Annotated in this window: 12 protein-coding genes; 4 read left to right on the top strand and 8 right to left on the bottom strand. The window is 72.3% G+C overall.

Annotated features, from left to right (window positions below; genetic code table 11):
• Positions 1-30: 30 nt before the first annotated feature.
• On the bottom strand, positions 31-1,050 hold the full coding sequence (locus ABZY44_RS05540; RefSeq protein ID WP_356650290.1) for a methyltransferase: 1,020 nt from the start codon (positions 1,048-1,050) through the stop codon (positions 31-33).
• Between the two features lie 36 nt (positions 1,051-1,086).
• Positions 1,087-2,880 carry a class I adenylate-forming enzyme family protein gene (locus tag ABZY44_RS05535; RefSeq protein ID WP_356650289.1) on the bottom strand — a complete coding sequence of 598 codons (1,794 nt, stop codon included), beginning with the start codon at positions 2,878-2,880 and terminating at the stop codon, positions 1,087-1,089.
• 221 nt (positions 2,881-3,101) lie between these two features.
• Here ABZY44_RS05535 and ABZY44_RS05530 point away from each other — a divergent pair, with 221 nt between their 5' ends.
• Complete coding sequence (locus tag ABZY44_RS05530; RefSeq protein WP_356650288.1) at positions 3,102-4,763, top strand: FAD-dependent monooxygenase; 1,662 nt, start codon at positions 3,102-3,104, stop codon at positions 4,761-4,763.
• 208 nt (positions 4,764-4,971) lie between these two features.
• The gene (locus tag ABZY44_RS05525) at positions 4,972-5,838 is read left to right on the top strand and encodes an AfsR/SARP family transcriptional regulator (RefSeq protein ID WP_356650287.1); all 867 of its coding nucleotides are present in this window, start codon (positions 4,972-4,974) and stop codon (positions 5,836-5,838) included.
• Here ABZY44_RS05525 and ABZY44_RS05520 read toward each other — a convergent pair.
• A complete protein-coding gene (locus ABZY44_RS05520) occupies positions 5,778-7,253 on the bottom strand; it encodes an MFS transporter (RefSeq protein WP_356650286.1) in 1,476 nt (491 codons plus the stop codon). The genes ABZY44_RS05525 and ABZY44_RS05520 overlap by 61 nt on opposite strands.
• A 178-nt stretch (positions 7,254-7,431) precedes the next feature.
• On the opposite strand from ABZY44_RS05520, the gene ABZY44_RS05515 reads away from it, so the two are divergent.
• On the top strand, positions 7,432-8,238 hold the full coding sequence (locus tag ABZY44_RS05515; RefSeq protein WP_356650285.1) for an SDR family NAD(P)-dependent oxidoreductase: 807 nt from the start codon (positions 7,432-7,434) through the stop codon (positions 8,236-8,238).
• A gap of 125 nt (positions 8,239-8,363) precedes the next feature.
• Here the strand turns inward: ABZY44_RS05515 and ABZY44_RS05510 are convergent, their stop codons facing one another.
• The 5 genes from ABZY44_RS05510 to ABZY44_RS05490 all read right to left on the bottom strand — a co-directional run bounded on the left by ABZY44_RS05510 (position 8,364) and on the right by ABZY44_RS05490 (position 14,744).
• Positions 8,364-9,002: a cupin domain-containing protein gene (locus ABZY44_RS05510; protein ID WP_356650284.1), complete on the bottom strand. Its 639-nt coding sequence runs from the start codon at positions 9,000-9,002 to the stop codon at positions 8,364-8,366.
• Between the two features lie 80 nt (positions 9,003-9,082).
• Positions 9,083-10,228, bottom strand: coding sequence for an MFS transporter (locus tag ABZY44_RS05505; protein ID WP_356650283.1), 1,146 nt, complete (start codon positions 10,226-10,228; stop codon positions 9,083-9,085).
• A 44-nt stretch (positions 10,229-10,272) separates the two neighbouring features.
• The gene (locus ABZY44_RS05500) at positions 10,273-11,961 is read right to left on the bottom strand and encodes an FAD-binding oxidoreductase (RefSeq protein ID WP_356650282.1); all 1,689 of its coding nucleotides are present in this window, start codon (positions 11,959-11,961) and stop codon (positions 10,273-10,275) included.
• A 274-nt stretch (positions 11,962-12,235) separates the two neighbouring features.
• Positions 12,236-13,930: an FAD-binding protein gene (locus ABZY44_RS05495; RefSeq protein ID WP_356650281.1), complete on the bottom strand. Its 1,695-nt coding sequence runs from the start codon at positions 13,928-13,930 to the stop codon at positions 12,236-12,238.
• A gap of 151 nt (positions 13,931-14,081) precedes the next feature.
• The gene (locus tag ABZY44_RS05490) at positions 14,082-14,744 is read right to left on the bottom strand and encodes a class I SAM-dependent methyltransferase (RefSeq protein ID WP_356650280.1); all 663 of its coding nucleotides are present in this window, start codon (positions 14,742-14,744) and stop codon (positions 14,082-14,084) included.
• Positions 14,745-15,073: 329 nt separating this feature from the next.
• Here ABZY44_RS05490 and ABZY44_RS05485 point away from each other — a divergent pair, with 329 nt between their 5' ends.
• Complete coding sequence (locus ABZY44_RS05485; RefSeq protein WP_356650279.1) at positions 15,074-15,655, top strand: flavin reductase family protein; 582 nt, start codon at positions 15,074-15,076, stop codon at positions 15,653-15,655.
• The last annotated feature ends 1 nt before the right edge of the window (position 15,656 follow it).

The raw sequence follows: 15,656 nt of genomic DNA, 5'->3' as shown, positions 1-15,656 counted from the left end.
TTCGGGTGGAAGGGGCGGGTGCGCGCGTACTCACGCGACGGCCGCGACCAGCAGGCTGGTCTCGAGGGAGAGGGCGTGGACGGACTCCAGCCGCAGCCCCGCCGAGGCGAGGACGGAGCGGTATCCGGCGAGGTCGCGCTCGCGGCCGCCCGCGGCCATGAGCAGGTGAAGGTCGTACAGGAGCGGCAGCAGGGTCTCCCCGTGGTCGGGGATGACCCGCTCGAGGATCAGCAGCCGGCCCGATGCGGGCAGGGCGGCGCGGATGTGGGACAGCAGGGTCGTGCACCGGCGGTCGTCCCAGTCCTGGAGGACACGGGAGAGCAGGTAGACGTCCGCGCCCCCGGGCACGCCCTCGAAGACGTCGCCCGCCCTCGCCTCGTAGCGGTCCGGGCCGACGGCCTCGTCGAGGTGGGCCCGCGCGACGGGCACCATGTGCGGCTGGTCGAAGAGGATGCCGCGCAGCTCCGGGTGGGCCCGCAGGATCGTGCCCAGCAGCATGCCGCTGCCGCCGGCCACGTCGACCACCGTGCGGCGGCCGGTGAAGTCGAACGCCTCGAGCACGTCCGAGAAGAAGACGTTCCCCGCGTTCATCGCCCGCTGGAACTTCGCACCCGCCGCGGGATCGCGCAGGTACTCGTGCAGCGTCTTGCCGAAGGCGTGCTGGAATCCCGAGGTACCGGTACGCACGGCCGGTTCCACCGCGCCCCAGGCCCGGTGGAACTCCTCGCCGTAGATGCGGACCATGTCCCGCATCGATCGGGGGGAGTCCGCGCGCAGCAGCTCCCCGGCCGCGGTCAGCCGGTAGCTCCCCGCTGGATCGGCGCTGTTCTCGCCGGTGTACTCGAAGACGTCCATCGCCGTCAGCAGCCGCATCAGCCGGCGGATGCCGTCGGGGCTGGCCTGCGTACGGGCGGCGAGCGCCTCGTCCGTGACGCACCCGGCCGCGACGTGGTCGGCGAGGCCGAAGGCGACCGCCGCGTAGAGGGCCTGGGACTGCCACGTCCCGGTGATGATGTCGACGACCCGGCGCACTGCTTTCTGGTCGGGCATGATCGGTCCTTTGTCGGTCAGCGGGCTGACGGGGGATCAGGCGGCGGACTGGTCGGCCGGGCGGCCGCCGGTCGGGCCGGCGGTCGGGCCGGCGGTCGGGCCGGCGGACGGGCCGCCGGTCCGGTCGGCGGTCGTGGTCTGGGCGGTGGTCCGGTCGGCGGCCCGGTGAGGCGACCCGTCCGCGGACGTGGCGACGGTCTTCGTGGCCGGCCGGCTCAGCACGTCGTGGTGGCGCTCGCGCAGGACGCGCTTGAGGACCTTGCCGGTCACCCCGACCGGCAGGTCCTCGCGCGCGGAGACGAGGATCAGCGCGTTGAGCCGTGCCAGCCCCGCCGCCTCCAGCGCCGCGTTGCAGACGGAGAGCAGGTCGGCGGCGCTGCGGTCCACCCCGTCGGCGTAGTAGACGACCGCCGCGGGGCAGTACGAGCCCGGCAGCTGCGGGTCGGACACCGCGACCACCGCGGTGTCCAGGGCCCGGGTGGAGTTCAGGACGACCTCTTCGAGGGGCAGGCTGTACACGTCCCCGGCCGACGCCTTGATGACGTCGGGGGTGCGGTCCAGGTGGTACCAGTTGCCCTCGGTGTCCTTGCGGACGATGTCACCGGTGAGGAAGTAGCCGCCCAGCAGCGACTCCTTGTTCAGCGCCGGGTCGTCCCAGTAGCCGGGGGTGACGCTCGGGGTCCGGACGCCGAGCATGCCGGCCTGCCCGGGGGACAGTTCGCGCCCGTCCGGGCCGAGCACCGCGGCCTTGCGGACCACCTTCGCCGGAGTGCCGATGAACCGTCCGTAGTGCGTGCTCCGGGCCGTGTGGGCCGCCTTGAAGAGCACCATGCCCATCTCGGAGGAGCCGAGGCCGTCGAGGTAGACCGATCCGGTGGCGGGTCCGCCGAGGGCGACGAGCGGACGGATGTGCCGCTCGTGCGAGGCGTCGCCCATGCCGTTCCAGGTGCGCACGCGCCGCGCGGCCTCCGGACGGACGGCCGCGGGATCGATCTCGGCGAGGGTGAGGGGGAACCCCAGCACGATCGTGGGCTTGAACCCGTTGACCGCCCGGGTCACCCGGTCGCCGTCGGCGCCGTCCAGGACGAGGGTGGGGATGCCGAGCAGCAGGGCCATGGACAGGTAGCTGATGCCGGCCGAGTGGCTGTGCGGCAGCGCCGTGAGCAGCCGGTCGCTGCGCAGCGAGGGGAAGGTCCACAGCCGTTCGCGCTTGCCGATGAAGAACGACCGGTGGTGGAAGACCGGGGCCTTGGGACGGCCCGTCGTCCCGGAGGAGTGGGAGATCATCACGAGGTCGTCGGCGTCGTGCCGGTGCGGGTACGAGGTCATCGGCGCGGGCGGTCGCACGGCGTCCGTGTCGAGGGCGTGGATGTCGTGCAGCTCCGGGGCGCTCGCGCCCGAGGCCTGCCAGGCCGACGTGAGGTCCTTGAGGAGATCGCCGTCGCCCACGACGAGCGTGGCCCCGGTGCGCAGGAAGTACTCGGACGCGGTCCGGGACTCCATGCGCGGATTGCAGTGGACGGCCGCCGCGCCCAGGCTGGTGACGGCGATGTGGTGCAGCAGGCCGAAGAGCCCGTGGCGGGTGTACAGGCCGACGTGGGAGGAAGGGGTCACGCCCCGCTCGCGGTACCAGTGCGCGTACCGGATGACGGTGAGCCGGATGTCGTTGAGGGACAGCCCGCGCCACTCCCGGTCCTCCCAGCCCGGCAGGGTCGGGTCGGGGTGGAACAGCAGCGGACGGTCCCGGTCACGGGATATCTCCCAGGCGTGCCAGAAGAAATTTCCCGCCCCCAGTCCCCGGTCGGCGGTGAGACGCAGACGTTGCGCCACCGATCGGTGCGTGCCGAATAGGAACATGGAATACCTCACACTCCGCTGAGGGCTTCGGGGAAGTCGGGCCCGGTCCTTCGACGAGTGTCCAGGTGGCATCTAAAGATCCTCTGGAGAGGAAATCCGCGTAATTCCCTATCAGGCCTTCCATCAATCCTTCAGAAGCGTGCCGGAGGATGCCACGCGCCCCTTTTGGAGTTCTCAGGCTGGAGGCCAGTTCGATGGACCGCCCCACGCGTACACCGGTCGCCATCGTGGGAGGCGGTCCCGTGGGACTGCTCCTCGCGCTCTTCCTGGACCGCCACGGAGTGGAGTCGGTGGTCTTCAACACCGGGGAATCGGTGCCGGCCGAACCCCGCGGCAGCACCCACGGAGCCCGCACGATGGAGCACTACCGCCGCCTCGGGCTCGCCTCACGGGTACGGGAACTGGGGCTGCCCGGCGGCCACAGCGCCGGCATCTCCTTCTTCACCCGCTACAGCGGACACCTGCTGGCCTCCCTGCCCTGGCCCGGCGCCGACGCCGTGCGCGCGGACGTCGCGGCCTCGGAGCGGACCGACCAGCTCCCCGAACCCATGCACCGGGCCAACCAGATGTACGTCGAGCGACTGCTGTGGGAACGGGCCGGGACCCGGCCGAACATCACCCTGCGTTACGGACACCGGGTCACCGGCATCACCGGAGAACCGGGTCACGTCACCCTCACCGAGCAGGGGCCGGACGGCGGACCCCGCACCTGGCGCGCCGAGTTCGCGGTCGGCTGCGACGGCGGCCACAGCATCGTGCGCCGCTCTCTGGGCATCGCCTACACCGGTGAGGGGACCCTCGACCAGGACGTGCTGGGGCGCCGGGCCACCGCCGCGCACCTGCGCGTCCCGGGGCTGCGCGAGCGCTTCCTGCGGGAGCGGGCCGCCTGGAGCAACTGGGTCGTCAACAGCGAACTCGCCCTCAACCTGATCGCCCTCGACGGAGCCGACGAGTTCTTCCTGCTGACCAGTTCCGCCGACCCCGACGACACGGACGACGAGGCCGTCGCGGACCTGGTCCGCCGGGCCGCCGGGGTTCCGCTGGAGGTGGAGGTCCTCAGCCGCCGCGCCTGGACCCCCGGCGCGGCCCTGGTGGCCGAGCGCTTCGGAGCGGGCCGCATCTGGCTGGCGGGCGACGCCGCACACCTGTTCACGCCCAACGGCGGCTTCGGCATGAACACCGGGGTCGACGACGCCGCCAACCTCGCCTGGAAGCTGGCCGCCGCCGTCCAGGGCTGGGCGGGCCCCGGACTGCTGCCCTCCTACGAGGCCGAACGCCGGCCCGTGGCCCTGCGCAACACGGCCGCCGCCCGCGAGCTGAACGTGGGCCTCGGGGCCATCGAGCGGCCGCCGGCCCTGGAAGCCGACACCGGCGAGGGGGCGGCCGCCCGGGAGAAGACCGGCACGCGGCTCGCCGACTACGGACTCCTCACGATGGCCACCACCGGCGTGCAACTGGGCGCCCGTTACGACGCGTCACCGATCGTCGACGCCTCCGGGGACACGGCGCCGCCCGACGACTTCACCTCCTACGCCCCGTCCGGGGTCCCCGGCGGCCGCGCCCCGCACCTGTGGCTGGGCGACGGCCGGGGCGAGGGCGACTCCCTCTACGACCGGCTGGGGACGGGATTCACCCTGCTGAGCCTGTGCGCCCTGCACCAGGACACCTCCGGGCTCGAGGCCGCGGCCGCCGAGAGCGGGATCCCGCTCACCGTCCTGAAGGTCCGCGACCCCGCCGCCCGCGAGCTCTACGAACGGGACCTGGTCCTCGTACGGCCCGACCAGCACGTGGCCTGGCGGGGCAACCGGCCGCCCCGGGATCCGGCGGCGCTGCTGGCCCGCGTCACCGGGCATTGACCGCACGTTCTCTTTCCCTCCACTACCGGCAAGAAGATAGAATCAGTAATTCCGTTCTGTGGAAATTGCATGCCCCTCCGGGCTGCCCCGAAGTTGCCAAAGTGGTTCCCGAGTTCATCGCACGGTGGCGGATTATCGCTACGGTCGAGGGGTTCCTGGCCGGGTGAATATCCGTGGAGGGGTAATGCAATTCTCTGTACTGGGGCCCATGTGCGTCACTGAAAACGGGGAGGACAGAACACCCAGTGCGCCCAAGCACCGTCAGATGCTCGCGCTCCTCCTGATGAACGCCAACCACGTGGTGTCGATGGCCCAGTTCGTCGAAGAACTCTGGGAGTACAGCCCCCCGCCCAGCGCGGTCGCGGCCGTGCACACCTACGTCATGCAGCTGCGCCGGATCCTCCAGGGCACCGGTCCCGCCACCGCCACGGCCTGCCGGCTCGTCACCCGCGACCAGGGCTACGTACTGACCGTCCGGGACGGTGAGCTCGACCTGCACACCTACGAGCGCCAGGTCCGCGCCGGCCGGGCCTCCCTCGACGCCGGCAACCTGGAGGCCGGCGCCCTCCAGATCCGCACGGCCCACGCCCTGTGGAGCGGCCAGGGACCCGTGGACGCCCCGGCCGGACCGCTGCTGCGGGCCGGCCTCGCGGCCATGGAACGGGACCGGCTGGAGGCCATAGTCCAACGGGTGCGCGCCGAACTGCGACTGGGCCGGCACCACCAGCTGCTCGCCGAGCTCTCCGCGCTCGTCCACCAGGACCCCGCCAACGAGCAGCTCACCGGCCAGCTGATGCTGGCCCTGTACCGGTCGGGCCGGCAGGCCGACGCGCTCGCCGCGTTCCACCAGCTGCGCCACACCCTGCGCGAAGAGCTCGGAGCCTCCCCGGGCCCGGCCATCCACCGGCTCATCACCGACATCCTGGCCGGCCACCCCCGGCTGGAACCGCCCACCGAAGGCGAACTGCGGCTCTCGCTCGACGCCGTGGCCCGGCTTCCCCGGCGCCCGGTGGGTCAGCCGCGCACCGGGACGGGCGGCTGGTCCGAAGCCAGGCCGGTGCTGCTGGGCGCGTAACCGGCGGGCTCGACGGCCTCCCGCCGTACGGCGCGCAGGCCGAACCGCGCCGTCAGCGCCGCGCAAGCCATCAGGGCGGCGCAGACCCAGAACGCCCGGGACAGTCCCGTGGTCAGCAGGACCGGATCCGCGGGGCCGCCACTCCCGCGGCCGGCCGCGCCGTACGCGCTCACCGCGAGCGCCAGCCCGACCGCGGCGCCTATCTGGCCGGCGCACTGCACCACACCGGCGGCCGCCCCCACCGCGCACCGGCTCACCCCGGACACGGCGGCTATCTCGCAGGCCATCCACAGGAACGGCAGGCCCGCGCCGACCAGCGCGAGGCCCGGCAGCAGCCCCGCCGCGTACGAGGACGTGGGCGAGACCTGGGTGAGCAGCAGCAGCCCGGAACCGCTCAGGGCGCAGCCGGTCAGACAGGGCACCCGCGGACCGAGCCGGCCCAGCATCCGGCTGCAGACCCGCCCGACCACGATCACCCCGCCCACCACCGGAAGCAGCGCGCAGCCCGCCACCCAGGCGGCGTAGCCGTGCACCTCCTGCAGGTACACGCTCCCCAGGAACACCACGGGCCCGGTGGCCGCCGCGACGAACACGATGCCGAGGGCCCCCGCGCCCAGCGAGCGGCTGCGCAGCAGCACCACCGGCAGCAGCGGCTCGGCGGCCCGCGCCTGCCTGCGCAGGAACAACGCGGCCAGCAGCCCCGACACGGCGAACACCGCCCAGGTCGCCGGCCCCAGCCCCCGGTCCGCGGTGCCCACCAGCGCGTACACCAGGGCCAGCAGGGAGCCCACGAGGAACAGGGCCCCCGGCACGTCGGGGGCGGAGCCCCGCGCCCGGGTCGGGAGGTCGGGGGGACAGAGGCGGCGGGCCGCGACCAGCGCGGCGAGCGCGACGGGCACGTTGAGCAGGAAGGCCCAGCGCCAGCCGAGCTGGCTGACCGCCAGGCCGCCCCCCAGCACCCCCGCGACCGACCCGATCCCCCCGGACGCCGCCCACAGCGCGAGCGCCCGCCGCCGCTCGGGCCCGGCCGCGACACAGGTGAGCAGGATGCACATGGCCGCCGGGACCATCACCGCGGCGGCCACGGCCTGCCCGGCCCGGGCCAGCAGCAGCACCGGTCCGTTCGGCGCCGCGCCGCAGAACGCCGAGGCGACCGCGAAGGCGGCCAGCGAGGCGAGGAGGAGCCGCCGCGACCCGGCCCGGTCGCAGAGCCGGCCGCCCAGCAGCTGAAGGCCGCCGATCAGCAGGACGTACAGGTTCGTCACCCAGTGCGCGCCCGCAAGGCTCATGCCGAGACCGTGCTGGATGTCGGGCAGGGCCAGGATGACGAGCCCGGCGTCGGCGTTCGCCAGCAACGGGGCGAGGGAGACCAGGACCACCACCCTGCGCGGGCCGAGCTGCTCGGTCGAGGGCATGGGGACTCCTGGGAAGCGGGGGGAGGGTGTGTGGGTCAGAACCCCGCCCCCCGTTCCCCGGTTGCACTTCGCGGCCCGTGCAACCCGATGGAAACCCCCGGTGTTCAAAGCAGTGAGAGCGCACGGCAGAGCTCTCCCCTGCCTCCCGGGTGAGGGCCCGATCAAGAGAAGGAAAACCATGGATCTTCAGCTTTCCGGCCGCGTCGCAGTGGTCACCGGTGCCTCCAAGGGCATCGGCCTGGCCGTCACCCGCTCGCTGCTCGAAGAGGGCGCGCGGGTCGTGGCCGTTTCCCGCAAGAACACCCCCGAGCTCGAGCAGCTCGCGGGCCCGGACCTGCTGCACGTCTCGGCCGACCTGACGGACCCGGAGGCTCCCGCGCAGGTCATCGCCCGCGCCGTCGAGCACTTCGGTGGCCTGGACATCCTGGTGAACAACGCGGGCGGCCCGCCGCCCGGCGTCACCATGCCCCGCACGGGCTTCTTCGACAGCAACGACGGCCAGTGGCAGTCGATCTTCGAGTTCAACCTGTTCTCGGCGGTCCGCGCGATCCGCGCCGCGATCCCCAAGATGATCGAGCGCGGGGGCGGCTCCATCATCAACGTCTCCACCGGCATGGCCCGCCAGCCCGCCTCCGTCAACGTCGAGTACGGCGCTGCCAAGGCCGGTCTGTCGAACCTCACCAAGGCGCTGTCGGAGGAGTTCGGCAGCCAGGGCGTCCGCGTCAACACGGTCTCCCCGGGCGCCGTGCTCACCGCCTGGTGGACCGAGGAGGGCGGCGCGGCCGACGTGCTCGCCGGCATGGCGGGCGCCGACCGCCAGAGCATCATGGACAGCATCGCCCCCCAGATGATGGGCCAGGTCACCGGCCGCCTCATCGCCCCGCAGGAGGTCGCGGACGCGATCCTGCTGCTGGCCTCCCCGCGTTCGGCGAGCACCACGGGCGCCGACTTCGCCGTCGACGCCGGTTTCGTCAAGACCTTCTGATCCGCGGATCCGGTCTTCCGGCCCGTTCGCCCGGCACATGAAGGACCCCGGTGGCCTCAGGCCACCGGGGTCCTTCGCGCGCGGGTGTCCGCGTGCGTCTGTCTGCGGGCGGGGGCCGGCCGCCGTCAGGCGACCGCACCGAGCCGCGCCGCGACCACGTCCGGCAACTCCTCCGGCTGGGCCACCTCCAGCGGGCGCCGGTTCATGTAGTCGGGGTTGCAGGCCTGGTAGCCGAGCATCCGGGCCAGCGGCGCCAGGGCGCCGTTGACGATGCGCTGCACCGGCCAGGGACGGTCCGTGAAACGCAGTACGTCGGAGAACTCGCGCATCGTCACCGCGTGCTGGAGCAGGCTCGGCCGGCCCTCGGCGTCGGTCTTGCCGTCCTGGGCGAGGCCGAAGAGCTGGCGCAGGATCAGCTGCTCGAAGCGGTCGGCCCGGTTGACCAGTTCCACCACCGCGAAGGAGGTCTCCTCCTCGGTGTTGCCGAACCAGCGGTGCACGGTGCCGGCCGGCACCGTGAGGGTCTGTCCGACCTCGTCGAGGATGATGTCGCGCCCGCCCAGGTGCACGCGCAGGCTGCCGCGCACCAGGGTGAAGATCTCCTCGCTGAACGGATGCACGTGGTAGCCGGCGGCGAAGCCGCCCGGCTCCACGTAGAGGTCCATCACCGCGCGCTCGCCGCCGGTCTGCGCGGCGGGGGTCCGGATGACGATCTTCTCCTTGCACCGCGGGTTGTAGTAGACCTCGCCCGGGTGGACAGCCATGTCTCCTCCAGAGGGGAACGCTCGACCGGCCATCCGGTGAGCCGCGTTGTCCCCCCAGGCTGGCCCCGCAAGCCCCCTGCTCACACCACCGATTTTTGCTCCGGCCTTCGGTACGGGCGGCGTACGGGAGCCGTCGCGACGACCGCGACGGCGCAGGCGGCCAGCGCCGCCCCGAGACCCATGCTCGCGGAGATCCCGTACCCGTCGACCACCACGCCGCCCAGCAGCGAGCCGGCGGCCAGCGACACCTGGACGACGGTCACGAAGACGGCGAGTCCGCGCTCAGGCGCCGCGGGCACGGCCTTGGCCATCGTGGTCTGCAGGCTCAGCGGCAGGGCGCCGAAGGCGACGCCCCAGACGAGCACGAGGAACGCCACGAGCACAGCGGAGTCCGCCGCCACGGGGAGCAGGGCGGCCACGGCGGCGAGGGCGGCCGCGCTCGCCGCGACGGTCCCCCGTACGGAGCGGGCGAGCGAGGCGGCGGCCAGGAAGTTCCCGGCGATCCCGGCGAGTCCGTACCCGAGCAGCAGCGCGGCCGCCGCCCCGGCGCCGTAGCGGGCGTGCCGTTCCAGGTAGGGCGCGATGTAGGTGTACGAGGCGAAGTGGCCCAGGAACACGAAGACGGTGCCCAGCAGCCCGGCCCGGGCCGCGGGGATCCGCGGCACCGCCGCCAGGTCCCGCCAGCCGACCGCCGAGTCGGGGGGCAGCGGCGGAAGGTATCGGACCTGCGCCGCCAGCGCGGCCAGCCCGAGCAGACCGGCCGCCCAGAAAGCCGTCCACCAGCCCGCGCTCCGGGCGGCCAGCGCCGCGAGCGGCAGGCTCGCCACCGTTCCCACCGAGATGCCCGCGGTGACCAGCGAGGAGGCCCGGTGGACGGACTCCGGCCGAACCAGCCGGGGCGCGATCGCGGCCCCGACGGCCCAGAAGCCGCCGAGCGCGAGGCCCAGCAGCAGCCGGCCGGCCAGCATCGTCCCGAGGTCGCGGGACAGGGCGCAGACCAGGTCGGCCAGGGCCGTGAGGGCGGCGAGCCCCCACAGCACCGGCCGGCGGTCGAACCCCCGCGAGGCCACCGTCAGGACCGGTGCGGCCACGGCCGCCGCGAGGCCGGGCACCACGACGAGGAGCCCGGTCGTCCCGGTGGAGACGGACAGGTCCTCTCCGATGTCGGTCAGCGCGCCCACCGGAAGCAGCTCGGAGAGCACCAGGGTGAAGGACCCGAGTGCCACCGAGACCACCGCCGGCCAGCCGCCGCGCCGCGGTGCCCGCCCGGTCACGTCGTCGGCAGCTGGATCGACTGGCTGTGCCGGAAGACGTTGCGCGGGTCGTACTTCTTCTTCACCTGCTGGAGACGCGGGTAGTTGTCCTTGTAGTAGAGCGTGGACCACGGCACGCCCGAGGTGTTGTAGGCCGGGTCGTGCAGGTCGATGTCCGGGTAGTTGACGTAGCAGCCGTCGGTCACCGCGTTGGGGACCGGGACGCCGCCGGTGTCCGCGTAGGCGCCGTGGAAGAACTCGCGGATCCACTGCAGGGACTTCGCCTCGTCCGCCGGATCGGTCCACCAGATCATCCAGGCGGCCTTGAACGCGGCCCCGCGGTGCGCGGACGCCGTGTCGCCGGGGGCGACCGCGTTGACCTGCCCGCCGAAGGAGCTGAGCAGCACCGAGGCGGTGGGGTTGACGAGGTCGTCGCGGGTGAGGTGTTGGTAGAAGGCGTCCACGTGCGCGTCCGGCATGGCCGTGCGGTAGTACGAGGACTTGAAGTCGCCCTTGAGGCTGGGGTCGTTCAGCGTGGGGTTGGTCGTCCCGAGGTACCGGGTGGCCTGCAGCCACGGCATCCGCCGCGGCTTGGCCAGCTCCGGCATCGCGGACAGCTCGCCCATCGCCGCGGTCAGCGGCTGGTGCGCGATGTCCAGTCCCTCGGTCATCTCCGCGAGGAACCGGTTCAGCACCCCCTCCGCGTCGGGGATGGTCGCGTCCAGCTGGGTGATGAGCCCGATGTACCCGTTCGACTTGTGGTTCAGGGCCAGCATGGTGACGAGGTTGTCGTTGACGCTGCCCGGCCTGAGGTTGCGCGCGTGCCAGTCGCCGTAGTTCTTGACCAGACGCGCGAAGCGGTCCTTGGTCATGTCGGCCCACGGCCAGGAGACGGCGCTGACGAGCACCTCGGCCGGCGGCTGCGGGAGCAGGGCGGCCGGGTTGGTGCCCGTGGCGCCGGGGGAGCGGAACCAGAAGCGCGTGATGACGCCGAAGTTGCCGCCGCCGCCGCCGGTGTGCGCCCACCACAGTTCGCGGTGCGGGTCGTTCGCCTCGCGCGTCGCGACGTGGGTCCGGGCGATGCCGTCGGCGTCGACGGACACGACCTCCACGGCGTACAGGTGGTCCACGACCAGGCCGAGCTTGCGGCAGAGCAGACCCCAGCCGCCGCCGCTGATGTGGCCGCCCGCGCCGACCTGGAAGCACATGCCGGCCGGTATGGCCACGCCCCAGGTCCGGTACATGCGCTCGTACACGTTCAGCAGCTGGGCCCCGGCCTCCACCGCGATGGCGTTCTTCGCGGGGTCGAAGTAGACCTTGTTCATCTTGGTCATGTCGAGGATGACGCGGACGTCCGCGTTGAAGACCCAGTCCTCCCAGCAGTGGCCGCCGCCGCGGACGGTGAGCCGCTTGCCGGCCTTCACCGCCTTCTGCACGACCTCCTGGACCTGCGCGGTGCTCTCGGCGAGATAGACCGCCTCCGGCGAGGCCACCCAGCGCTGGTTCCAGCCCCGGACGAGGTCCTTGTACCGCTTGTCCGCCGGGGTGACCGCCGTGAGGGGCTCCGTCAGGGCGCCCGCGTCCTCGGCCGCGGCCGCCGGCGACGACACCAGACCCGTGCCCGTGAGCAGTGCGGCTCCACCCGCCGCGGCACCTCCCGCGAGGAAGTTGCGCCGCCCCATCCCGCCCCTGCTGTCCTGCACCATCGCCCAACCCCTCCGCCGTTCACGTGCCTTGACGCGGCAACGCTAGAGATCGCGGCGGTGTCCTGGCGCCCAGAGAATTGCGCTCGTTCTCGGGAGGGAGGTACGGCGCGCGCCGCGCGCCGGGGGGCGGGCCCCACGTGCGGCGGGCCACGGGCGGGCGGCCCCGTGCGGGCGGCCACGTGCGGAGGGCCGGGCCCGGGGGATCCGGACCCGGCCCGCGGGGCGCGGCACGGTGGGGCGCCGCACGGTGGGGCGCGGCGCGCCCGCGGGGCGCTCAGGCTCCGGGCAGCTGCACGGACTGGGCGTGGCGGAAGAAGTTCTTGGGGTCGTACTTCTTCTTGGCCTCCTGCAGCCGCGGGTAGTTCCCCTTGTAGTAGAGGGTGCTCCACGGGACCCCGGACCGATTGCGCGCCGAGTCGTTCAGGTCCGCGTCCGGGTAGTTGACGTAGCACCCGTCCGTGACGGCGTTGGGCACGGGCACGCCGCCGGTGCTCGCGTACGTCTCCTCGTAGCTCTCCCGCGTCCACGCGATGTACTTGGCGTCGTCGGACGCCTCGTTCCACAGCACCGACCACAGCATCTTGAAGGCCGCGCCCCGGTGCGGCGCCGCCGTGTCGGCCTCGGCGACCGCGTTGGCCTTGCCGCCGTACGGGGTGAGCTGGATGTTGATCTTCGGGTTGTCGATGTCGGTCCGGGTGAGGTGCTTGTACAGCGCCTCGGACTGGGCCAGCGGGAAGTTCGCCTTCATGTAGGCCGACTTGTACTCGGCCCGCAGGGTCGGGTCGTTGAGCTGCGGGTTCGTCGTTCCGGCGAAGCGGGTGGCCTGGAGCCACGGCATCCGGCGCGGCTGGGCGAACTGCGGCATGGGGGCCACGTCGCCCATGGCCTCGGTCAGGGCGCCCTGCGGGGTGTCGATGCCCTGGTTCATGTACGTGAGGTAGTCGTTCAGGAGCTGCTGCGCGTTCGGGGCCGCCGCGTCGACCTGGGTGACCATGCCGATCTGTCCGTTCGACCGGTGGTTGAGCAGCAGGAAGCTGGTCACGAACCGGTTCGGGCTGTCCGGCCCGATGTTCGCGACGTGCCAGGACGCGTAGTTCTGCGTCAGGCGGACGAACTCCTCCTTGGTCAGGTCGCTCCACGCCCACGACACCGCGCTGAACAGCACCTCGGCCGGCGGCTTCGGCAGCAGCCCGCGCGGGTCGGTGCCGGTGGCGCCCGGCGAGCGGAAGTAGTAGCGGGTCACCACGCCGAAGTTGCCGCCGCCGCCACCCGTGTGGGCCCACCACAGTTCGCGGTTCGGGTCGGTGGGCTCCCGGGTGGCGTGGATCGTCCTGACCGTGCCGTCGGAGGCGACCGTGACCACCTCGACGGCGTACAGGTGGTCGACGACCAGGCCGTTGCGGCGCACGAGCATGCCCCAGCCGCCGCCGGAGACGTGCCCGCCCATGCCGACCGAGTAGCAGATGCCGCCGGGTATGGTCACGCCCCAGGCGGCGTACAGCTTCGAGTACACGTCCAGCAGGGTGGCCCCGGCTTCCACGCAGACGGCGTTCTTGGCGGGTTCGTAGTACACGCCGTTCATGTTCGACAGGTCGAGCACGATCTGCGTGGAGGAGTTGTAGACGAAGTCCTCGAGGCAGTGCCCGCCGCTGCGTATCGTCACCCGCTTGTTGGACTTGAACGCCTCGGTGAGGATCGGCGCCACCTGCGAGGGCGAGTCGATGACCTTCACGGACTCGGGGCCGGCCACGTACCGGGCGTTGAGCGCCCGGACCAGGTCCGGGTACTGCTGGTCGGCGGCGGTCACCGAGACCGGTCCGACCGTGGACGTCGTCGCGACGGCGGTGGCGCCGGCGGCGGGGTCCGCCGCCACGGCCGTCCCCTCCAGACCGAGTGCGGTGGCTCCGCCCGCGGCGGCCGCTCCGATGAGGAAGCGTCTTCTGTGCATCCCGGCTGGGTACTGCGACATGGTCATACCTTCTCGAGGAATCGGGCGTCGGGGATCTGTGGACTGGTGTGGGGGGCCGGCGCTCGGGCAGCGCTCGGACCCGTGCTCCGAAGGACGCGGGCCGGTTTGCGGGTACGCGTGCGGGTGGGCGCGCCGGCCGGCGTCGCCCGGGTCAGCGCTTGAGGGCGAAGGTGAGGCCGTCGGCGAACGGCAGGACGCTCAGCTCCACCCGCTTGTCGTCCCGCACCTTCGCGTTGAACGCCCGCAGGGCCGTCGTCTCGGAGTCCTGCTTCGTCTCGTCGAGGACGGCGCCGTGCCACAGCACGTTGTCCACCACGATGAGGCCGCCGGGGCGCAGCAGCGTCAGCGCGGCCTCGTAGTAGGCCCAGTAGTTCTCCTTGTCGGCGTCGATGAAGACGAAGTCGAAGGAGCCGGCCGCGCCCTCCTCGAGGAGCAGTGCGTCGAGGGAGGCGCGCGCGTCGCCGATGCGCAGGTCGACCTTGTCCGAGACACCCGCCCGCTCGGCGAAGTCCCGGGCGATCGCGGTCCACTCCTCGCTGATGTCCAGCGCGACCACGCTGCCGCCCTCGGGCAGCGCCAGCGCCGTGGCGAGCAGGCTGTAGCCGGTGAAGACACCGACCTCCAGGGCCTTCTTCGCGCCGATCGCCTTCACCAGCAGGGAAATGAACTGTCCCTGTTCCGGCGAGATCTGCATGAGCGACAGGGGCAGCTCCGAGGTCTTCACCCGGAGGTCACGCAGTACGTCGGGCTCGCGCAGGGAAATGCTGGCCACATAGTCCTGCAGAGCCTCGTTGACATCTACTTGGATTCGCATTTGGGGACCCCTAGGTCTGTACGGGCGGCAGCGGGTTCGGGCAGAGATTTCCGGAACGCGTCAGTGCGGTCACACGCCAGTGCGGCCTCGGCCACGCAACCTGACGACCTGCGGCGACGCGCAGGAAACAGCAGAAAACTAGAGCGGGAACTCGTCATCCGTCAAGCGCTCCGAACGACCCGCATTTCCCTGTACTGATTCTTCAGCGACCCCTGGAACAATGCCCGCGTGGCGGCAGTGCTCCGCCATTCTTCATCACCCGATCTTTTCAAATGCTGCGGAATGCGATTACCCGGTTCTTGCGCCCGTTATCCGTCGAGGAGGACTCCGTGAGCCTTGTGCAGCGCGCGCTGAGGGACTGCCTGGGCCAGTTCGCCTCGGGCGTCACCGTGGTCACCACCGCGCGGGACGACGCCGTATACGGCGCCACCGTCTCCGCCTTCACCTCGGTCTCGCTCGACCCGCCGCTGGTCCTGGTGTCGCTGGACCGCCGCAGCCGCACCTGCGAGCGGCTCGTCGGCGCCCCGTTCGGCATCAACGTCCTCGGCGCCCACCAGCGCGACCTCGCCTGGCTGTTCGCCGGCCGGGGCGACCTGGCCGAGGCGCCGGACCTCAGCTGGGGCGACGACCTGGCGGCGCCGCGCATCGGGGGCGCCGTCGCCCACTTCTCCTGCGTTCCCTGGGCCTCGTACGACGGCGGGGACCACGTCCTGCACGTCGGTGAGGTCGTCGCCTTCGACGCTCCCGGCGGCGAACCCCTCGTCTTCCACTCCGGGGTGCTCGGCGAATTCCGCCGGCCCTCGGAAGGCGCCGCCTGGACCGGCTCGCTCGACGGGCCCGCCCACGGCTGGGCTGCGGCCTTCGCGGGCCACCCACCACTCACAGGTTCATCGACCGGACAAAGGACATAGG

It is taken from the genome of Streptomyces sp. NPDC006544 (assembly GCF_040611715.1).
In the GTDB taxonomy this organism is placed as follows: Bacteria; Actinomycetota; Actinomycetes; order Streptomycetales; family Streptomycetaceae; genus Streptomyces.
Note: the sequence above shows the minus strand (reverse complement) of the source record. Positions and strands in the feature narration are given on the sequence as shown.

Bases quoted from the DNA above. Each gene is read 5' to 3' on its own strand.
- ABZY44_RS05540 (WP_356650290.1), bottom strand. From the start codon at position 1,050: ATGCCCGACCAGAAAGCAGTGCGCCGGGTCGTCGACATCATCACCGGG.
- ABZY44_RS05530 (WP_356650288.1), top strand. From the start codon at position 3,102: ATGGACCGCCCCACGCGTACACCGGTCGCCATCGTGGGAGGCGGTCCC.
- ABZY44_RS05525 (WP_356650287.1), top strand. From the start codon at position 4,972: ATGTGCGTCACTGAAAACGGGGAGGACAGAACACCCAGTGCGCCCAAG.
- ABZY44_RS05520 (WP_356650286.1), bottom strand. From the start codon at position 7,253: ATGCCCTCGACCGAGCAGCTCGGCCCGCGCAGGGTGGTGGTCCTGGTC.
- ABZY44_RS05515 (WP_356650285.1), top strand. From the start codon at position 7,432: ATGGATCTTCAGCTTTCCGGCCGCGTCGCAGTGGTCACCGGTGCCTCC.
- ABZY44_RS05510 (WP_356650284.1), bottom strand. From the start codon at position 9,002: ATGGCTGTCCACCCGGGCGAGGTCTACTACAACCCGCGGTGCAAGGAG.
- ABZY44_RS05500 (WP_356650282.1), bottom strand. From the start codon at position 11,961: ATGGTGCAGGACAGCAGGGGCGGGATGGGGCGGCGCAACTTCCTCGCG.
- ABZY44_RS05495 (WP_356650281.1), bottom strand. From the start codon at position 13,930: ATGTCGCAGTACCCAGCCGGGATGCACAGAAGACGCTTCCTCATCGGA.
- ABZY44_RS05490 (WP_356650280.1), bottom strand. From the start codon at position 14,744: ATGCGAATCCAAGTAGATGTCAACGAGGCTCTGCAGGACTATGTGGCC.